The organism is Marinobacter sp. X15-166B, from assembly GCF_001752365.1.
Taxonomy (GTDB): domain Bacteria; phylum Pseudomonadota; class Gammaproteobacteria; order Pseudomonadales; family Oleiphilaceae; genus Marinobacter.
Window position 1 is genome coordinate 3359354 of sequence record NZ_MEIY01000001.1, and the last position, 20572, is coordinate 3379925.

The 20572-nt window shown below is 44.8% G+C and carries 20 protein-coding genes; 1 reads left to right on the plus strand and 19 read right to left on the minus strand.

The features are described from left to right. Positions 1-21 precede the first annotated feature (21 nt). Positions 22-810, plus strand: coding sequence for a 7-cyano-7-deazaguanine synthase (locus BG841_RS16655; RefSeq protein WP_074454384.1), 789 nt, complete (start codon positions 22-24; stop codon positions 808-810). A gap of 167 nt (positions 811-977) precedes the next feature. On the opposite strand, the gene BG841_RS15775 is transcribed toward BG841_RS16655, so the two are convergent. The 19 genes from BG841_RS15775 to BG841_RS15855 form a co-directional block, all read right to left on the minus strand. Beyond that, positions 978-1868 carry an ATP-grasp fold amidoligase family protein gene (locus BG841_RS15775; RefSeq protein WP_070058881.1) on the minus strand — a complete coding sequence of 297 codons (891 nt, stop codon included), beginning with the start codon at positions 1866-1868 and terminating at the stop codon, positions 978-980. Positions 1869-2109: 241 nt separating this feature from the next. After that, entirely contained in the window at positions 2110-3480 is a 1371-nt protein-coding gene (locus tag BG841_RS15780) for an O-antigen ligase family protein (protein WP_083260290.1), read from the minus strand. After that, positions 3477-4622 carry a glycosyltransferase family 4 protein gene (locus tag BG841_RS16660; protein ID WP_074454385.1) on the minus strand — a complete coding sequence of 382 codons (1146 nt, stop codon included), beginning with the start codon at positions 4620-4622 and terminating at the stop codon, positions 3477-3479. Before BG841_RS16660 ends, BG841_RS15780 begins: the two co-directional genes overlap by 4 nt. A 607-nt stretch (positions 4623-5229) precedes the next feature. Next, on the minus strand, positions 5230-6228 hold the full coding sequence (locus BG841_RS16665; RefSeq protein WP_083260291.1) for a glycosyltransferase: 999 nt from the start codon (positions 6226-6228) through the stop codon (positions 5230-5232). Continuing rightward, positions 6206-7381 carry a sugar-transfer associated ATP-grasp domain-containing protein gene (locus tag BG841_RS15790; RefSeq protein WP_141737119.1) on the minus strand — a complete coding sequence of 392 codons (1176 nt, stop codon included), beginning with the start codon at positions 7379-7381 and terminating at the stop codon, positions 6206-6208. The genes BG841_RS16665 and BG841_RS15790 overlap by 23 nt, the downstream gene beginning before the upstream one ends. Before the next feature lie 90 nt (positions 7382-7471). Beyond that, complete coding sequence (locus BG841_RS16975; RefSeq protein ID WP_141737120.1) at positions 7472-8497, minus strand: hypothetical protein; 1026 nt, start codon at positions 8495-8497, stop codon at positions 7472-7474. Between the two features lie 441 nt (positions 8498-8938). Beyond that, positions 8939-9808 carry a phenylacetate--CoA ligase family protein gene (locus BG841_RS16980; RefSeq protein WP_141737121.1) on the minus strand — a complete coding sequence of 290 codons (870 nt, stop codon included), beginning with the start codon at positions 9806-9808 and terminating at the stop codon, positions 8939-8941. A gap of 101 nt (positions 9809-9909) precedes the next feature. Continuing rightward, on the minus strand, positions 9910-10323 hold the full coding sequence (locus tag BG841_RS16985) for a hypothetical protein (RefSeq protein ID WP_141737122.1): 414 nt from the start codon (positions 10321-10323) through the stop codon (positions 9910-9912). A 118-nt stretch (positions 10324-10441) separates the two neighbouring features. Then, complete coding sequence (locus tag BG841_RS15805; protein WP_070058522.1) at positions 10442-11332, minus strand: glycosyltransferase family 2 protein; 891 nt, start codon at positions 11330-11332, stop codon at positions 10442-10444. 45 nt (positions 11333-11377) lie between these two features. After that, the gene (locus BG841_RS15810) at positions 11378-12346 is read right to left on the minus strand and encodes a polysaccharide deacetylase family protein (protein WP_083260293.1); all 969 of its coding nucleotides are present in this window, start codon (positions 12344-12346) and stop codon (positions 11378-11380) included. 26 nt (positions 12347-12372) lie between these two features. Further along, positions 12373-12987, minus strand: a complete 615-nt coding sequence (locus tag BG841_RS15815; RefSeq protein WP_070058524.1) for a GNAT family N-acetyltransferase — start codon at positions 12985-12987, stop codon at positions 12373-12375. A gap of 44 nt (positions 12988-13031) precedes the next feature. After that, positions 13032-14381: a phenylacetate--CoA ligase family protein gene (locus tag BG841_RS15820; protein ID WP_070058882.1), complete on the minus strand. Its 1350-nt coding sequence runs from the start codon at positions 14379-14381 to the stop codon at positions 13032-13034. A gap of 23 nt (positions 14382-14404) precedes the next feature. Next, the gene (locus BG841_RS15825) at positions 14405-14908 is read right to left on the minus strand and encodes a GNAT family N-acetyltransferase (protein WP_070058525.1); all 504 of its coding nucleotides are present in this window, start codon (positions 14906-14908) and stop codon (positions 14405-14407) included. A 7-nt stretch (positions 14909-14915) separates the two neighbouring features. Further along, positions 14916-16169, minus strand: a complete 1254-nt coding sequence (locus BG841_RS15830; protein ID WP_070058526.1) for a glycosyltransferase — start codon at positions 16167-16169, stop codon at positions 14916-14918. Further along, positions 16166-17152 carry a polysaccharide deacetylase family protein gene (locus BG841_RS15835; RefSeq protein ID WP_070058527.1) on the minus strand — a complete coding sequence of 329 codons (987 nt, stop codon included), beginning with the start codon at positions 17150-17152 and terminating at the stop codon, positions 16166-16168. Before BG841_RS15835 ends, BG841_RS15830 begins: the two co-directional genes overlap by 4 nt. Then, positions 17142-17732 carry a GNAT family N-acetyltransferase gene (locus tag BG841_RS15840; protein ID WP_074454388.1) on the minus strand — a complete coding sequence of 197 codons (591 nt, stop codon included), beginning with the start codon at positions 17730-17732 and terminating at the stop codon, positions 17142-17144. Before BG841_RS15840 ends, BG841_RS15835 begins: the two co-directional genes overlap by 11 nt. Beyond that, complete coding sequence (locus tag BG841_RS16760) at positions 17638-18081, minus strand: hypothetical protein (RefSeq protein ID WP_070058529.1); 444 nt, start codon at positions 18079-18081, stop codon at positions 17638-17640. Before BG841_RS16760 ends, BG841_RS15840 begins: the two co-directional genes overlap by 95 nt. Positions 18082-18228: 147 nt before the next feature. Next, entirely contained in the window at positions 18229-19389 is a 1161-nt protein-coding gene (locus BG841_RS15850; protein ID WP_228141686.1) for a glycosyltransferase, read from the minus strand. Between the two features lie 5 nt (positions 19390-19394). Next, positions 19395-20561 carry a glycosyltransferase family 2 protein gene (locus BG841_RS15855; protein WP_070058530.1) on the minus strand — a complete coding sequence of 389 codons (1167 nt, stop codon included), beginning with the start codon at positions 20559-20561 and terminating at the stop codon, positions 19395-19397. Positions 20562-20572 lie beyond the last annotated feature (11 nt).

Genomic DNA, 20572 nt, shown 5'->3' on the forward strand with positions numbered 1-20572 from the left:
CCTCCGCCATAGGAGAATTAAATGAGCACTAAACAGCCAACTATAAACGTGTTATGGACGGGTGGATATGATTCTACATTTAGAATTGTCCAACTTTCGAAGCTGAACGTCACGATTCAACCATTTTACTTGTCAGACAACAGGAAAAGCGAACCAAATGAATTAAGGGCTATTGCTGACATAACTAGGGATATTAAAACAAGCCCGGGAACCAAATGCACTTTAAAACCTTTGAAGACCTACATCAGCTCAGAGGTCAAGGTGGATGATGAAATTACTCAAGCGTACCATCGATTACAGAATACAGCGCCTTTAGGGTCACAATACGACTGGTTGGCCAGATTTGCTAAAGAGAAAAACATAGAAGGACTGGAGCTGGGTATCGAAAAATCAGATACAAGTGTGGTGCTCGCTTGCATAAGACAACTCGGCCATATGACGCTAGTTAATGATGGAGCAATTTCTTACTACATACTAAGCGAGGAAAAATCAGACCCAGATTTATATAAAGTACTTGGTAATTTTCATTATCCAAACCCTCTGTTCAATATGACAAAAACAGAGATGTTAACGGAGTACAAACGATTAGGATTCGAGAAAACCGTATACAAAACTTGGTTTTGTCATCGACCGATCAAGGGCAAGCCGTGTGGTATTTGCAATCCGTGTAAATCTGTTATTTCGGCAGACATGAGGTTCAGGTTACCGAAACTAAGTCTGATAAGATACAAATTTCGCCCAGTTTATACCTCCAAAAGCAAAATGGAACACTTCGTAAAACGCTGCTGGGATAAATTGATTAACATTTAACAACTCAATACAGCCCACTACAACTTCACGCACCCTATAAAAGATTATGTGATCCTATACTTATAAAAGTCTACGCCCTATCATTCGAACCCTAGGAAAACCTTTTTACATATTTCGCTGATTTTTGTGAACAATTCGCTTTTGATATTCCTAAGACGTGTCAAATTTTAATACCTTGGATCTCTCTGCCACAAACCACCCATCCAATAATCGTAAATATATGTACTGAACCTGGAGATTCCGCTACCTGGCGCGAACGTCATTTCCCCAAAAAATATTTCCCCATCGATATTATAAAGATCCACCCGAACATAACTAAAAGGATCAGCTAGTTTTTTTGCAATTTGTAACATAAAGTCGTAATTTTTAGGTTTTTGGATTTTAGTAATCAAAGAAGGAAACTCGACGGCAAATGGGAGCCAATTTAAATCCTCATCGAAATATGACCTACTATGGTTAACTCCCCGTCCGAAGTCGATATGTAACAAAACTTTCATCGATCCATCGTTCTGTTTAAAAACATGGAACTTATAATCTCTTAAACTTCCATCCTCATCAGAAGGTGTTAGTTTCTTTTCAACTAACAATCTTGGCGATATATCGCTGTACCAAGCTTCATCGGCAAGTTTCCCAAAATCTACCTGTAGCTGTTTACTTACTTCATAACAAACCTCAGAAAAACGACTTAACTCATCTCTATCCGACAACATATAAATCCGACCAGAGTTATGATTTGCCTTCAAAACGCAATTACCATGCTCCCTTACAATCTCATTCAATTTTTCAGGAGTGATCGACATCCCCACAAATAAATTTTCAATGACGACATCCTTTGAAATCAATTCAGCAACATATTCCTTGGCCTCTATTTTACAAGCACACCTGGAAAAAAGAGGGTTGAGAGGATAGCGTTTTCGATAATTTATTTTTTCATTGTAGGTTTTCGGGTTTTCGAAATTCGGAATATATTTATTATGCTCTATGAATTTCTTCCGAAATCTTCTAGCTTTACTATATCTGTTATTGACGAACCTGGCTTTTAGAGCCACTAAGTTCATATAAACTTTCCGACTGTTATTATTTCTAAACATGCGTTCCCTGATTATTTCCTTCATTTACACCTCGATTAATTTGGTCGACTACTTTTTTAAACTATCTTAGTACACAAGCCGTGTCATTGATCACATAACTTAAAAAAACAAGTGATTTCAGATAACGAACACAGCAACCTGGGATGTACCCTAATCAAAGAAAATTATTTGAAGCTAAGTTGAATCACAGAATACTTAAAGTGTTATTCTACCGGTTGCGCTCACTTAACTTACGAGCCAATGGAAATCTTTCAAACTGGCTGCGTTCGGCGTTGGTTAATTGTTCACTCTCATCAAGTTTCAATTTAACTAACGATAAAACAGTAACAGACAGGCCCCCAAAAAAATACCATTCATAACTTTTTAATCCATAACTTGCAAAGCTAAATAAAAAATTCATTAACAGCCAGACTTGCATTGCCTCCACACATCTAAACACAAAGTCATCTTTTGATAGATATCTTCGAGCCAATCTCCCCGCACCTATAAAATTTTTTATCATAGCCATTAGATATAAAACAAAAAATAATAAACCGATTAGCCCGATCTCTTGCCAAATTTCCGCCCATAGAATATGCGAGACCTGGTTGACACCACGGACATTCCAATTCGCCTCCATTGAAGTGCCCAAACCATGCCCTATAATTGGGCGGTTCATTGCAACTTCAAAATCATCAAACCACCCCTGAATGCGTCCTGTAGCACTTGCAGACTGTCGTGCATCATCACTAACTATCGATAAATAACGGTCCTTTTGAATTTCACTAAGATTCATGAAGACAAAGATTACTACCAGCCCCCCTAATACCAATAATAACAACTTTCGGCTGCTTTTGATCCAAATCCCGAGAGCGATAATGCCCAACGCAAGAATACCAGAGCGGGAAAGCGTTAAAACCATGGTATACATTAATAAAGAAATCAATACCAGATATAAAAAAAATGCTTTTTTATTAATTTGTGAAAAGACGTAATGTAAAAAGGGTATAACTGTCGCAATTACAAATGCTAATCCATTAGGATTGATGATATCCGATGGAGCTCCGGAGAGCCGAGACGCAAACTCTCCCCCACCCAAGTGAGTTTTAGATCCAAGATAGCCGGTGGTGAGATGAAGCATAAGTGGTTCAATAACTCTTATTAAGTTGCACACCACAAACACAATGATTGTTAACTTCAACCGCCGTTCGCCAATTACCAGGTTGACGGTGAAAAAGTAAAAAATTGCTCCCTTAATAAATGCGATTAGACCGGTATTAATAACTGACCCTGGCCATTGAACGAGTGGAAGGGAAACTATTGCGTATATGAATATAGCTAACAGGTACTTAGACGCATCATCCAATCTGAAAATGTTGGTGAACTTAGATGATAGTATTAAAAAAGTTATAAGCCCAACCAGTATCAAATCAAACCTAATAACCCCTAGGGGCGGAAAACGAGCGGGAAGATGCAGAAAGAAACTGACAAGATAAATCATGAAAAGGGTAAAGGCTAAATGACTATCCGTCAAAGCAGCATTTTGGGGAAAAGGGTTGTTTAACGGCCTCTGTGATTTTGTAGCGGTAACATTAGTCATCGTAGTACTTGCTCATACATCTGTTGGATTTGAGTGGCCGTATGCCTTACATCGAAACGCTCTACTGCCATAGGCATAAAATCCACAAATTCCTGTTTACTTCCACTTATACACTTTTTTATTCCGTTTGCTAGACTTGCCGCATCTTCTTTTTTAACGCGTATTGCAGGTGTGTCTTGAATAACCTCTCGCAAGCCCATACAATCACTAGCAATCAAAGGCACGCCCGCGCACAACGCCTCCATCGCTACTAACCCGCATGCCTCCCAGAGCGATGGCATTACGACTCCGTCACACCCCTTCATTGCGCCGGATACGTCAGAAATGAATGGAATAAAATTGAAATTATTTGTAAGACATTGCCTTTCAACTTCAGCCATTTCTTCTCTAATAAAGGCACCTGAACCAAAACAAGCGACGTGAATATTATCCAACCCATGACAATGCTTTAATATAGAGATTGCGTCAACTAAATACCTGAAACCTTTCTGGTTCATAAACCTGCCAAAAAATCCCAGTAAAACATCCGTTTCAGATAAATTTAACTCTGATTTTAGATTACTAGGTTCCGCCTTGTAAAAACGTTCTGCATTTACGCCGTTAACAATTACAACATGCTGCCTAACATTTAAATTAGGTAGCATTGCGTAAAGGTTTTTCTGGGCATCTATTGATACTGAGTGAACAACATCATATCGATTTAGAACAAACGTCAAGAGATGTTTTTTTAAAAAACCTGCTATCCCCAGAAACTGATTATCTTTTAGAATATCATGTGAAGTCATCAAGATAGGTATTTTGGAGAACTTGCCTGGGATCCAGGTTGATAATGCCGATGTAAACCCATGTGCGTGTATTAAGTCAATCCTTCGTTTATTTAGCGCCCTTCTAACGGTTTTATAACAAGAGAGGGCCGCGTTTCCTTCGCTAGAAAACAAAAACCATTCGACTATTAAAGGCCCTATCTGACTTTTAAGACTCTCTAAGCCGCCCACGTCCGGACCAACCACAAAGAACCGGTAATTATCATCAGGAAATGCTTTAATAAAGTATTCCAAGAATGTCCTGATACCACCTACCGGCCACCTGACCACTAACAATACACTTTTACAATGGTCTTGACTGATGTCGCTAATAATCACTGCAGAAATCCTTTTTTTGCATCAATTATATCGATAAACCGACCGATATATTTTTAGTGGGCACTTCTAATACTCGAAATTAATTTAAACCATTCAGTAAATTATGTTTGGCTTTCTATAAGGAGTCAACGCATAATCCATAATAATTCGTGACGCCAGACCGCGCAATCTTGATCTGCGTACGATAGTTTGGACAAATTATTAGCCTATCATCGATCGGACAAATAGTAGATTTTTTGATAGCAAGTGGCATTGCAATCCCCCGAAAAACAGGGAGCTAAGAAGTAGAATTTTCCGTAAGCTGCACGCAGAAAGATTCTGTATGAAAAAATCTCGTATTTCCGACAGCCAAATCCTGAAGAAAGCGGAGAGCGGTGTTCCAGTGCCGGAACTGTTTTATGAGCACAGTATGAGCAGCGAGACTCCGATGTCATGACCACGCTACTGTGCGTATAAACCCTATTAAATGACAATCCCAGCATGGAGATTTAATAAATCTTTACAGATAAATGACCTCAACAACAAGATTGACAAGTAATTCATTCGTTATTCGAGACTAAATTTAAAAAATCTTAGCCACCAATTAACTATCTTAAGGACTAACCACTTAAATTGACGACAGTAGCCTAATCAACTTTTTTCGAGATCGTTGCCACTCATTCTCTTTATTCAACTTTAATCTCTGTATCTTTTGTCTCAACATTTCTAAGTTACCTATTGAGTATTCTATTGCCTTCTTTATTGCTCCTGGATCGTGATCGGTAATAACGACTGACGTACCATAAAACTCTCTAAGCGCTATGGTGTTAGAGGTAATTAGTGGTTTTCCCACACTCATAGCTTCATACCCACCACATACAAGACACCACTCTGCCGAAGTTAAGACCATAATGATATCCACACTATTTAACAAGTTTATGTATGCATCATCATTTACAAACCCAGTTAAAATTACGTTACCTGGGATAGCATCTTTATCAAGACCAGCTTTATTGTAATTACCGGTAATAAAAACTTTACAATCTTTCTCCAGAAGGCGCCCGCATTCAATTACTTCGCGATAAGGCTCGTCGTTAGAGTACGTACATATATAGAGAATATTTATTCTGCCCTTTTTAAAGGCATAACCGGGATATTGAACACTATTAAACTCTGGAATTTTATCTGCAAGAATAAAGCTTCGCCCGCCTTTCTTTTCAACATGCTCCTTCAGATAATTATTAGTAACTATGGTCAAATCTGCAAGTTTAATACTAATTTCACTACAAGCTACAACAAACCAAATAGCAGGATTTATAGAAAATCTCTTGCCCAGTCGAAAATTAGTATGGCGATCTACAACCAACTTGTACCCGAACACAAATTTAAGCAAAGCCGCAAGGCATGCAAGAATTCGAGAAGGGTTCTGGACAATAATTATTGAACTTCGCTTTATATAAAGCACCTTGACAGTTTTGATTGAGTTGACTAAATGTCTTAAAACGAACTTGTTAGTTGATTTGATATAAAAGTACTGTGCACATAATGCCTTAGCCAATTCTTTTGAACGCCGGTGATCTTCCCAAGTGATCCAGCATATTTCTTTATCCATATTTAGTTTTGCCATCGCCAGCCAACCCTTTTTGTTTCTTGTTGATCAACAATCCATACTGACTAAATGCTTCGAGAACTTTCTTATTCTTAAGTATGGGACCACATGCCTGTTCGAGGTCGACATTGTCATAGTTTGAATTAATTTCGACGATTACCGGGCCTTCGACGGTAATGGCAATATCCATCCCTAACAACTTATAAAAATCAAATTCAGTCTGCACCCTTCTTGCCAACTGTATTACCTCGTCCCATTGTGGAACATTGTATCCACTAAACGTAAAATTAGAGGTGGGATGATTTGTGTATTTAGTACCATTACGGTCGTACCCTATCTTTGCGAGCACACCTTCCTCAATTAAAACACACACACAAATACCACCTTGGCTTAAGTTGTCTATTTTGCTCTTGCCAGTTCCAAACCTTATATATGCCCCAATAATAAGTACCTCCTGGTTTGGTAATAATAATGTGACAACTCTAACAGTGTTGACAGAGTGAGAAATAAAATTTAGTTTATCATCTTGATTTAGGAACTTTTGTACGATCAATTTACTTTCGGAACTTTCTGTACTGATATTTATCGAACTCTGACCTTTTAAGGCGAGAACTTCATTATTGCTATCAAATTCTATGTAAATGATACCCGCGCCACCTTTACCGTCCACTGGCTTAACGATCAGTTTATCTGTTAATGCTCGCTTACACATGACATCCAACACATGTTCTAGTAAAGCCTGTCCCTTCGGGATAATACTGATGATTTCAGGGGTTTCGATGCCTTTTGCCTGGCATAATGAGTAATTAATCGACTTGTCTCTAAAAACTATTTCGTATTCTTTCGGTTGTAACATCTTTCTTAAAGCTTTTCTTTGATACGGATCATAGTTAGATCCGTAATAATAGTGCCAATCGGATTTAGGTTTTTCCCAAAGTCGACAACTGCTGTAATTAGCGGGATAGTACTTCAATATAAAGTGGATATATAAGAAATCGTAGATCACCAAATGCTTAGGTCTTCGACACTCTTTCCAATTGACGTTCCAAAAACAATACGGAAGTGCAAAGAAGCGAATAATACGTCGAAAAATTGGATTAATATGCATTAACGCCAAATCACCCAAGCTTTTCACTTTATCGTAAGCCCTCTCCAAATTATTATGCGTCACAGCACTACCCCATAACAATACATAATTGAATTATAGTTACTCCTTAGGTTACCGTCCATTAACAATCAACTATCGGGTCGCTATTACACTTTACTCTACTTTAAAAACAGCAATTTTTTCAGGGGCTTTAGATAAAAGGGGAAATCCTTTCTGGTTGACTTGGCCGTTTTCGTTGATAACATATAAATATATAGGCTGGGAGTCAGATAAATAATCAGTTTTGTACTCGAAGCTTATTTCATTATCATTCCAGCTTCTGGGTGAAACAATTTCCGATACTATTCCTTCTTTCCATTCGCTAGAATTGGATAGTTCAACCCTTGCCTGGCTTTCAGATATGTAGATGTCATCAAAACCAAAAACCATGTGGTCATAACGTCCGGAAATATTTGCCGCAAAACCAATTTGTCCAACCGTTAATCCTTTTGTTACATTTGATTTTTTAAAATCGTCTACAGCAATAACTGTTTTGCCGTTTACCTTTATTACCATTTTATTAGTATTAGAATTAAACCAAGCGTCAAACTTATTCCAAGTTCCAACCTCTCCTTGCCACTTCCCCCATTTTACAAAGCCTTGAGGATCGATATCCTTCCTCCAATATACTGCGTGCATCTGCGTCCAGGCCATTCGGGTGTGTTTTCCGTTAGAGTCGTCCCATACTCTCAAAAATTTATTCGAACCACCAAACTCATTGGGGTCGCTCAAAGGCTTGAACCACCAAGAGACAAACAAAGTTTCATTGCTACGACCTTTTAGATCCGTCGGCCAACCTAACGTGGTTGATCCAGTTCCTCTATACACAACTTCATCTTCCCCTCTTTTTAAGTCCCGACCGCTATAATTAGTTTGTAAACCACCTTTACTGAATTTTTGACTCCATACCTCGTTTTGGTCAAGTAACACAGGCGCAGACAAGCGCTCCATCAGAAAAGAAGCGTCAGCACTGTCACGTAGGATAAAATCAAACCGGGGATTCCCAAAACCACTCCCCAATACGCGAATAACAGTTCCTTTCTGAGGATTACCTTTAATAACTGAAATTTCGGGGGAAGCGTAGGTAATGGGTGTAATGAATGACGTAAAAACTAAAATAATCAACTTTCTAAAACGCATTGCCAGGTCACCTCTGAGAGTTAATATCGTGCCATTTTTACATATCGAGACGCTTTAAAACAAGACCGGAGGACACAAACCATTTGTGCTTAATAGTATCCATATGCATAACTCGCTGTTTTTTTTATTATTTTATTTTCATACCGATTACGCTAGATAATTACTAATTGTTCACCACCTTGTTATAGCTTGTCTTTTAGAGTAATTTGTGAAACAAAAAGACAGGTCACTTAACAACGTATTTGGTTAAAAGGCTGTAAATCAGTTGAACATGCGACTTTGTGTTCAATAAAATCAAGAAGCTAGGTTAACCGTCTGAAAATCAAGTGTACTCAACACTGATGCATCGGTGGCGTTGCCGATCGGTAATAGATATTCCAAGATTTTGATATCTGGGAACCGCCCTCTTCCATAGTTTAGACTGGTTAAATCGACGCTCCTTTAATTTTCGGGTCTGTAAAAGCTTTGAATTGGCCGAAACTTACCATTAGCCTCTCGCGGTATATCAAATACTTCTTTTATTTTTATTTCGATATCATACCCTAGTCTTTCTCTCGCCTCATTGTAGATCATTTGACGATACACGCTACTATATTCTGTTGTCGGAACCACTAGTATTTGAACATCTCCACCTGATGACTGGGTCAACTGGGCCAACTTGATATGTTTATCACCACTGAAAATAGAGGCCAATCTGCTTATAGCCCTTCCGTCCTTTGTATATATATAATCGTCTATACGCCCTTCTAGGTGCGATATAACGGGGAATGAGGAGTGACAGTCAGCGCTCTGATCCCCAAGGTTCACACTGTCGCCGACTCTGTAACGGATAAGGGGCATAGCCTGACTTAATAAACTTGTGGTGACTAATTCACCCTCCTTTCCATTTCTCCTTCCGGCATTTGGCAATACCTCAACTACGGCGTGCTCCGGATGAAAGTGCATAATGCCATTTGGACATTGTGAGGCAAAAAACGCCATTTCAGTACAGCCGTATTGATCAACTACCGGACAACTAAATGCCTTTTGAATTACTTGTCTCTGGTAAGGGAGCAGTGTTTCCGCCGTTGTTATAATAACGTTTGGCTTAAGGATCGATAAATTATTGTCAACAATATATTTAGAAACTCTGGCTATACTTGACGGATGCCCAAAAATTTCTCTAGGTTTAAAATCAACGATTTTATCTACGTAATATCCAACATTGTCATCTGAGAGGTGATAACCAGACATCAACAGATTATTTTGAATAATATCGTATCTCCAATATGGAGGTTTTTTCTGCGATCCTGGAACGACCACCCGGCCCAAAAAAGTGACTCGACCACTCCTTTTTCCAACACCGTACCACCCTCTTAACCTGGAAAAGAATGCATAGTGTTTCCTTCTGGTGCTTTTTTCGCAATAGATGGTTAAAGGCGTCCCTGTACTACCACTAGTACTGTAGGAGTGGAGACGTTTTTTTTGAAACGGGTGGAGATGAACTGTCCTGGGTTATCTCTTATTTCATCCTTTTCAAGGATGGGAAAGTGTGACAGATCACTGATTCCTTTGATGTCGTTTGCTGTGATTTTCTCTTGTTCAGCCCAGGTTTGGTAGAAAGGGACTGTATTGATCGCATGCCGCAGGATAGGGATCAACTCCCGTTCTTGATATGCGTCCATTTCATCTGTGTTATAATTTTGCGTTTTGGATAATAAACTTTCATAGCGTTGAGTGCCTGGGCCATATCGCTCGATATACAAGGAGAGGCCATAAACTGATACAAGAATATTTTGCACCATTACTGGGGAAGCTAGATACAGCCTTGAGAGCCATGGACTCACTGCCACCTCCGGTCAGAAAAGAACGTTGATGGTCGATAGTTAATAATCCCGTGCGAAATATTCCAGCCCAAGACATCCCTAACAGTTAGGTTACGCAGCTTCACCAATGTTTTATTCCTCATACTCGCCGCACCAATAATTTCACCAGGCTCCTCCATCCCCGAGTGTAAGAGGCATCATGCTTAATGGCTTTCATGATGTCTGAAAAAGGTTCTGAAAAGGATTTTTCTGCGCTGGCGATGGCCATGCCCCGGCTGATGTACATGTCCGCTCTGGCCCGCGCTTTCAGGGTACGTGTAATTCGGTTGGGGTTGTTTTTCAGAAATTTATCCAGAATTCGGAACCCGTTTTCATACCGTCCCCGATAGTTTTTGGACATCTGGCCGGGCCAGATTCGATACGTATAGGTTTGTTCGGGGCAAAATTCGAACTTCCAGTTTATCGAGTACCTCAACCATAAATCCCAGTCGATCCCCATCGGCAGGCTTTCGTCAAAGCTACCGTCCCACTCGACACACTCCCGCCTGATCACGGCCGTACCAAATGGAATGGAATTTCTGATAACCAAATGGTCGGTAATAAAGCCCGTATGCCCGGCGGTGTGGCTACGCCGATAGAAGAGTGGTTGGTCATGCCCGTCCATAAACGCCACATCGCTGTATACCACTCCAACCTTGGGGTCGCTGAATTTGGGCATCTGGAGCTCGAGCTTATCAGGCGACCACACGTCATCTGCGTCGCAAAAAGCCAAAAATTCACCTTTGGCCTCGGTAATGCCGAGGTTTTTTGCTTTGGGCTGGCCCCGATTGGCGGTAACGACAACGCGCACCCTGCTGTTGCCCTTAAATTCACTTAACCTGGCAGCAGTACCGTCGGTGGACCCGTCATCGATCACGATCACTTCAATATTCTGCCACGTTTGCGCCAATACCGATCTGACTGCGTCAGCGACATACTCACCCATATTGTATGTGGCAATGATCACACTGACTAACGGTTGATTGCTCATACACCCGTACCCTGTTGTCAAAAATCCATTTGTTCTAAAATCAAATTACCGGGCGGCCAGTCTGGTCAGCCCAAAAAGTGCCTTATTGAATACTTCCATATTGTCACTGGTTGGGTATCTTTTTATCTCATAGAGGTCTTTCAAGGTATGCCTGCCTGGGAAGGCAGCGACTGCGTACTCGTATCCCGCCATTTTAATCGCCGCTTTCACTCTGTCATTAAAATCGATTTTCTGACCGTTTGGATAACAGAAGATGTTGGGTTTATGCCCTAATTCTTCATGAATCCTTTTTATAGGTTCTTCCAGCTCGAACTTCAGCTCACGATCATCCAAATTGGACATGATGGGGTGGGAGTAAGAGTGGCTCTGTACATCCAGACCGGTTTCCTTCATTTCCCGCAGGTGGCCCCAGGTCAGCCCCTCATATTCAGGGGGGGCCGTTTTGGGCAACGGTGTGTCCAGCTTTTTTGCCAAATTCACTATAAACTTCAGTTTTTCTTTGTTCGGCAGCGTCAGACAATGATCCGATATCTTGTGCCAGGCGCGATCGCGCCCCTCTGCCATACACAGTTCACCGAGCGCGTCGAGGTTGAACTTTTTCACGTCGGTGTTACCTAACAAATACTTGATTTGGTCCGGCCACAACCACTGTTCTTGATCAATGAACCCCGTCGTCACGAAGATTGTAACGGGCACCCCCTCTGCCCGTAGGATGGGGTACGCGGTTTTATAAAAGTCCTGATAACCGTCATCAAATGTGATCACCGCACAATTTGTGTAACGTTGAGCTGACGAGCGGTCTGATAACAGATCACTTAGCGATATTGTATTGAAATTCATCTTTACCAATTGAATCTGACGTTTAAAATTTTCAGCGTTCAACCCCTCATCAATATGGTTATCACTAATCCGGTGGTACATGAAAATGCGGACGTGGGATCGTGTTAACACCCGCGCCAGCTGTAAGCCACCTAAAGGACGTGCTATTTTATAGATCAATGAACTTAATCGCATAACCGCCCTCTGTCTGACTTTACCGATTACCTGAAGAATCCGTTTAAGGTAATGCTTCTCGATACTTTCATAACTCTCACATGCATTTTCAATTTAACCTTTTTGAAACCAATCTTTTCGTGCGCCATTTGGGAAATAAAGTTTGTCGTTTCTATTACAGCGACAATTTTGGAAATATTCCGTTGTTTTGCCTTACATTCAGCTAAAGCATACAACATTCCTCTGAGAACGCCTTTTTTCTGCCACGGTTCTCGGGTGACACTGTCATAATAATAAACCTGATTATCCTTTACGGGGACCAAGAAGCCGTATTGATCTTCCCGATGCTCAGGTTCTGTATGGGCCCACAACATCGCTATGGATTCGTCGTTATCTTTCGCAAGCACGTATATATGGTTTTTATGCAAACGCGTTGCGAAGGTTTTTTTCGTTCGTTCCAGATCGCCATACACCTTGGGCTCTGGCAATTCGTTGCACACCGTGTAAGTGAAGTAGTTAGCGTTCGGCCGAGTGATCTTTTCAGTGTCGATCTGGTAAATATTATAAAAGACCACAACGTCGCCCAACAGCTTTCTCAAGCTCACCCAAAAAACGCCCCTGAGCCCATCACTTTTGTATCTGTTGAGCAGCTTCTCTACCATAGATCCAACGCCGTATTTACTGGACAGTCGTGAACGTAATGCTTTTATATTTTGCATATCGAGAATCTGTATTTTCCGGATTTTTCTTGCGGGATATGCTCGACCTCATTGATACTTACACGTAACCTGTCACCAAACACCTCGCGCAAACTCTCTGTCAAACAGTCATCGGTATTGGTTGTATAATCCCGACCCTTTACTCTGTTAACCACAATCAGGTTTGTGGACTCTTGTATTAATTGCATTTGTTCTATTCCTGGCACATTGGTAAGGGTGCGTTCGACCAGGGAAATTCCTGCGACCTCTCCCCCGTCGGGTAGCTTTAAAAAATCTGCCAACCGCCCTTCCAGGCGTTCTAATAACGGAAATCCCCTACCACATGGGCAGGCTCGCTCGGTGTAAACACCCACATCCTCTACCCGATAACGTATCAACGGCATGGCGTAATTATTCAGATCCGTTACGACTATCTTACCGGGCTCACCCTCTTGAACTGGTTGGTCGTTGGCATCCAGGAATTCGACATACACATGGGGCAGATTAAGGTGCATGCCGTTGTGTTCGTTACATTCCGACGCAATCAGGCCAACCTCCTCACAACCGTAACGGTTTGTCACCTTCCGCCCAAACGCTTGTTCAATGATTGCCCGCTCATGATCCAACAACATCATGGACGTAGCGATAACACCTCGTGGTCTTATATTTGTAATACCTTCCTTTATCAGATACCTGGCGAATATAAAGATGGAATGGGCGTGACCGAAGATCACCCCGGGTTTTTCCACCTGCCATCGATCCACAAAATCCCCCATGGAGGCATCATTGAGGTTCATGGTGTCCAGGTAGATAATGCGGTCCATCAGGTGATGACGTATTTTCTGTTTAATGGTTACCGGGTGTACCGGATTTCCCCAGACCGCGGCTCTTTTAACACCAAGATCCCAGCCCGCCCAGCGATCCGCCATCAGTTGGGCTGCATTCCGCTTCTGCTGGCAGTGCCTGTCAAAATGTAATTCCAGAGAAACCCCTGTAGAGCCACCCGTTTTAGCTGTAACAAGTTGACCTCTATCGGCTCCTTTTGAAATGAAGGCCGTATTTTTATTTCGTATGTCCAGCTTGGTTGTTACAGGTATCCTGCTGAAGATGTCCAAAGAAAATTCCTGCGCAGGATTAACACCCTGGTCGTCGCATAACTGTTTGTAGTAATCACTATTGTGGTATGCGTGTGTCAGAATACACTTGAGACGCTCGTTCTGAAGGTTTTCTAATTGCTCTCTTGTCCACCATTGCTGCGCTTCGAGCTGCTTCCATTCGCTCAATCGATGGGATCTTTCTTTTATGTCCCACGCCTTATAAAAAACATGTTTCGACATAAACTCAGCAAGGTTAAACATGTTAATGGAGTTCTCCACCAGAATCAGCAATAGTTTTTGATACAGTAACGTATCTTTTTATTCGCACAATTTCCGGCCAGATGTAAACTGTGCCTTAGATACCCCTTTGCCTCGTGCACGGCGACAGACCTTTTATTTTCCTTTTCTATGATAGCTGTGATGTGCTTTCGCTGTTTCCTGTCCTGGGCGTAGTCGACAAATGCACAAAGTAAATTATTAAGCAACCCCTTGCCCCTATACTCAGGCTTGATAAAGCTATCAAAATAATACACTTCGTCCGGATTCACTGGTATATGAAACCCGAATCGCTCTTCTATATGAACTGCCGCTAGATCACCCCACGCATAGCCGGCGGGGACGCCATCGACGCACACAACGATCGCAAATTTGTCACCGGTTTTGAGTCTATTGCCGAACACCTCAGGGCTGTTTTTAATTTCATTCAACATCGTTAACTCATCGCCGGCTGTTATTACCGTGGTCGTTATACTCTCGGACTCACGGGCACGGATAATCAAGCCAGCCATGGGGGTCCTATAATAAATATAAATAATCAGATATTTGAACAACCTCATCCTTCTGACGGCTATTAACAGCAGACCTAACACCCCCACTTGCTTTTTCTTCTGATATACTGCCGAGATCATTGTAACCACCCCCAACCCGCTGAATTAACCCACTGCAGTATATTCTTTCGTGGTCAAGTATCATGTTTTCCATGGAAAATAATCGAAATGTTGTTTTTGCATTAACCAACATAGCGTGGTGTTTCTCCTGAGTGTTCCCTATATTGCTCAGTATCGATGCCAGAGCTGACACAACCCCTTTATCATATAAAAAACCGTTAACACCATTGGTTATAATTTCCGGATTGCCGCCAACATTCGTTGCGACCGCAATTAACCCCGCGTCCAAATACTCTAACAAGGTGTTGGACAGCCCTTCAGAGTCCGAGCAGATCACGCCAACCTGGTAATGGGGCAGGTGTTTTCTGGGTTCCGCCACAGGACCTAAAAATACAAATCTGTCCGTTAGCCCCGCGGCTTCGATCGTTTGAACAAGCGTTTGGTAATACTTTTTGTCTGACAGGTGGCCAATAATTGAATAATTGATCGGCTCGTTCTTTAGCTCTGCCGCCGCTGCGATGAGATCTTCAATTCTTTTGACTGGTCGTACGTTGGCGACTACCACAACTCTCAAGCCGCCCTTCACATCAGGTGTCTGGACTGGAGCACCGGTGGATTCGCCATCTGGCTGGTAGGGATCAATGCCATTGAATATCACATGGGTGTTTTGGGGGCTTACCTGTTCCTTCTCTCTGGTCCACTCAGCGACTGCCTGGCAGTTGCAGAGTATCTCGGTCCGCAATCGGGACAAGCCGCGGAGAATCAGGAGGTTTTTAGGTGTATACCACAGCCCCATGTCCCGTCGGGAGGTAAACACCCGCAGACCGCTTCTGTAAAAAAAGAGCGGGAGCGTCAGAGCCACATCGTTGAAAAAACCGTGAACCACATCAACCTTGTCGCGGACAAGCCGGCGCCTGAACGACCACAATTTCGCCACTGTGGTTAACGATCCGAGCGTGTGGATGCCCAGACATTCCACCGGACAGTCAAATTCCTTCAGGTTTCGTGTGAACTCCGTATCCCGGTATACATAAAGCCGCACGCAGTGTCCCCGTTCCGCCATACCTTTGATCAACTGGTGAAGTTGGCGTTCGGTGCCACCATTCACGCTGTATAAGTAGTCGATCACATAAGCAATGCGCAGAGGCTTTACCGGCATCATAAAAAACCCGCCAGTTTCGCTTTGAACACATTGTGGTTGTCAAACCGGCCTACCCCGATTCTAGGAAGGGCCAGCAAATCATCACCCTTTGCACAATGGCGGTGTACGGTGGTTACGGCGGTCTCGAAGCCCGCGGCGCTTATCAAACTGGCAACCCGTTGGTCGGTATTTCCATTTGGGTAGGCAAAGTGGGAGGGAGCACGCCCGGTCCATCCTTCGATCAGTTCATTAGCCGTCGACACGCTGCTCAGGATCCGTTCGTCGCTCAATTCGTCCAGTAATTCATGAGCGTGAGTATGGCATTCAATGCTCACCAGGGGATCAGCGGCTAGCTCGCGCAGTTCTCCGGGCGTCAACATGCGCAATTCGGAGGTTAGCTCTCGATGGCCGGACAAAATCTTCTCCACGGCTTCATCACGTTCCTTTTCCCCCAGTGTTTTCAATGACGCCAGGAGGTCTTGCATGTGTCGCCAGCGCTGGTTATCGGGCCCACGGGATTTGATTCGAACGACTCGCTCCCGATTTTGAACCCGCAGAGGAATGGCGGTGTCGGTCGGAAGGGTCATCAGGTTAATCAGCTGGTCGTACCAATACAGCGACCCGTCTTTGATGGCCTTGGTGGCGACATACACGGTAAACGGCAAGTTATACGCCTGCATGATCGGCAGGACAGTGTGTAAATTGCCGGAATAGCCATCATCAAAGGTAATCACGACGAAAGGCCGCTCCGCTTTTTCCGTCCCCGTCAGCCGCTCTCTGGCTTCATTCAGTGTTACTACGTCGAAGTGCCGTTTCAGCAACTGCATCTGCTGCTCGAACTCCTCTGCCCTGACTACTGTCCACGCGGGAACCGTCGAACTTTCAGCAGGTAACACCTCGTGGTACATCAGGATAAAGCCGCGGTCACCACCCAAGCGTTTGGCGTGGTCCGAGACACCGGCTTCGGGGAAGTACACACGACTCAAACGACTCTTAATGCCCATGGTGTGATCGATCCCTGATAGTTTTTAGCCAGTTTTTTGTTCTGTTGAAGCGACGCAGCAGCCACACCCTCCAGTTGTCCTTCTCTAACTTTAGCTGAAAAAGTGGACGGGACTGATCCGCCCAGAAACTTTTGTAGGCTTCGTTGCCCTGCAGAAAATTGAACTCTTTACACCCCTGCTCTGCGCAGACGGTCATGACGCGAAACAACAACACCTTGCCGGGACTCAAATGCCCATACGCCGGGTCATGGGCCACCTGGTAATAAAAAAAACGGGCGGCAAACAAAAATCCGTATACAACCGCGATTGTGTCGCCATCGAGTCGTAAACAGTAGATTCTGGCATTGGGTAAATTTTCGATTACACGTCTGTGGTGTTGCCGGAAACTGTCCCTCGCGACGCTGCTTTGGATACCGCGCTCGGTGGCTCTTTTTTCATTGAGAATTAAAAACTCTTCAAAACAGGTCAGTTTTTCCCCGACTGTCTCACACCACACAAATTCCGCGTTGTGCTCTTCCATCAGCCGTTTTACGTCGGCTTTCAGGTTGTATCTTTTTTTGCCGTTTAAAGCCGCCAACAAGCCCGTCAATTCCTTCGTTTAAGGGAAGATAGGGAGCAACGCTCTGCTGTACTCTGCCTGCCTCCCAGGCAACGCATTCCTCACGGGTGACCCAGTCGATCAGGATCTGGTCCCAGGACACTTCTTCCTTGAAATAGCGTCTGATAGCTGCCGCCGCCGCGGTCAGGTGCTCCGCTTTGCAGATCAACCCCAGCGGATCCGGGTTAAAGCGACTGCCCAAAAATCGCCCGACGGTTCCGCCCAGCCGATTCCTGCTCAACGCGAGCGGCAGCACGGCGACAATTTCGTCGCGGGTGTTCAACACAGTGAGAATGTAAGTTTGTTTTTCCTGCAGAAACGCAGATTCCAACCAAGCTCCGGTGCAGAATACGCTGGGCGAGACCATCGCGGATGCGTTATCACTGCACCAATGCAACAGCTCCGAAGTGAAGCCTCCGGCACGGCCCTGTACCCTAAGGTTGGTCATGCCGGCCTAGTGTCAAAGTGCTTTCCGTGCTCATACAGTGCTATCCGCCTCCCTTCTGCACAACGCCAAACACTGCCGATAGACTTCCTCGTACCGCCTGGCCATGGTTGTCGCCGAAAAGTCTCTGGCGACCCGCATCCCGGCCCATCTGGCAGCCGCCTGGGTGCGCGGCGGATGGGCCAGTATTGTTACGACGTCGGTGCCCAGTTGAGAAACCTTATCGGGTGAGACGATCCACCCGCCCTGGCCGCCCCCCAATACCTCGCCAATCTGTCCGACATCGGTTGCCACGACTGGAACACCCACGGCCATGGCTTCAAGCAGGGTTATCGGCAACCCTTCCGTTGTGGACGGCATGCACAACAGACTCGCCCTCGACATAAGGGCGGGTACATTGTCGACATAACCCGGCAGCAATACGTGCTCTTGCAAGCCATGCTGCCCGATCAGAAATGCCAAACGCTCTCGCTGGCCACCCTGTCCCACAATAATCAAGCCAGCGTCCGGGTAGGTGTGTCGCACTTCTGCCAGTGTCTGGATCAGGCAGGCAAAGCCTTTTTCAGGCGACAGCCGCCCTACTCCAAGGAGCACAGGCGAATGGTGGTTTATAAACCGCCTACAGGCATCATTAACGGGTCGTTGAGCCTTGGCACGTACCACCTCCACATCCAGCCCGTTCGGAATGACCGTAACCCTGGCTGAATGGGCGATGGTCCGCGGTATTTGCTGCTTCATGGCTTCGGACACCAGTACCACGGTTCTCATCTGGCTGAGCCCCAATCGGTCCAGACTTTCGTACAGCCACGACTTGCTGAATCGGGGGGCTTTGACGTAACCATGCAGCGTGGTGATCAGTGGAATGGTGCGGACAAATTCCGGCCATAAGCCCATCAAAACATTGAACTTATAACCGTGAGAGTGCAGCAGTTGATAGCCGTGCTCCTGGGCCCAGCGAATGATGTTTCGCGCGCCGGTCAGATTGAAGCCGGGCTTCATGCGCCACGGTGTCACGGGTAATCCGAGGCGCCGCGCTTCGGTTTCAATGGGTTTGTCCGCCTGACCGGGCTTTCCGGCACTGAGTATCATCGGTGCCAGCCCCTGCCTGCGCTGTTCCGCCACCAGCGTCAAGAGCATTTTTTCGGCTCCATAAAGCCCGCCGCTATCAATCAAATGCAGCACTTTGATGGTCACAGGTTTCATCCTTTCCTTGGATTCCACACCACTCTTTTCTCCCCTTTCAGGAACGCTACCGCCGCCTTGAGTGAAGCCAGGTTAAGCAGCAGAAAATAATAGGGTACCGAGAAAAATATAGACGACTTTTTGCCTTCCTGTTGCTTAACTTTGCCCATCCATCCCAGCGCGTACAGCGCAACAACCCCTAAAAAGCTCAGCGTGTAGATGCCCCCCCGCCCCGCCAGCAGCAACGCCGCCAGCGAAAAAACGAGCAAGGGAATAAAGGCGGAGTAACGCAGCAATTTGTGAGAGATCAGCTGAACCGCGAACAGGTTATAGCTCAGCGGATTCATCAGGTGTTTCATATCCCACAACGCCCACAGCGCCCGCAGACTGACCCGCACCCGCATGCTGAACTCGCTGCCTCCGTCGGTAAGGGTGTCTTCTTTCAGCAGCGCCGCTGGCTCGTACACTACCCGGGCGCCCTGCTCGACCACTTTTAAGGGCTGCACGAAATCGGGCAGTTGATCGGCGCCCATGGGTTGATACAGGCTCTTGCGCATGGCATCGATGCCGCCGTCCACGCCAACGACGGACCCGATCGCTGACTCCTGGGTCCTTAACCAGTTTTCGTATTTCATGTAGGCACTGCAGCCGTCACCCACCAGAGATCCGTCTTTATTCACGTAAACCATTGTGCCGGTGACGTAGCCGACCGCAGGGTCTGCAAAACGCTTGACCAAATGGCGTACGACCTGCGCGTCCCACCGGGAGTTGGCATCGGAGAACAGCAGAATGTCTCCCTCGGCTTCCGACACCAGGGTGTTAAGGCCGGCGGTTTTGCCCTGCCGGGGGGTTTGCCGGTAGAGGCGGATGGGAACAGGAGAGGTTTTTGCCAGCCCCTCGATCAAATCATCGGTGCCATCATCAGAGTCGTCGGAAATCACCAACACCTCGAGTCTGTCCGTGGGGTAATCCAATGCCATTTTATTGGTGAGCGTTGCCTCTATATCACGGGCTTCGTTGTGGGCGGCGATGAGTATGGACACAAATGGCGGCGTCGCTGCGGGTTCCACCCCACTGTGGAAGGGCTTTCGGGAAGTCTGCGCGATGGCCCACACCAGCAAGGGATAGCCGATGTAGACGTAGAGCAAGACCAGCAGTGATAACCAGAAAATTATGTACAGCATGGGCTCCTCGT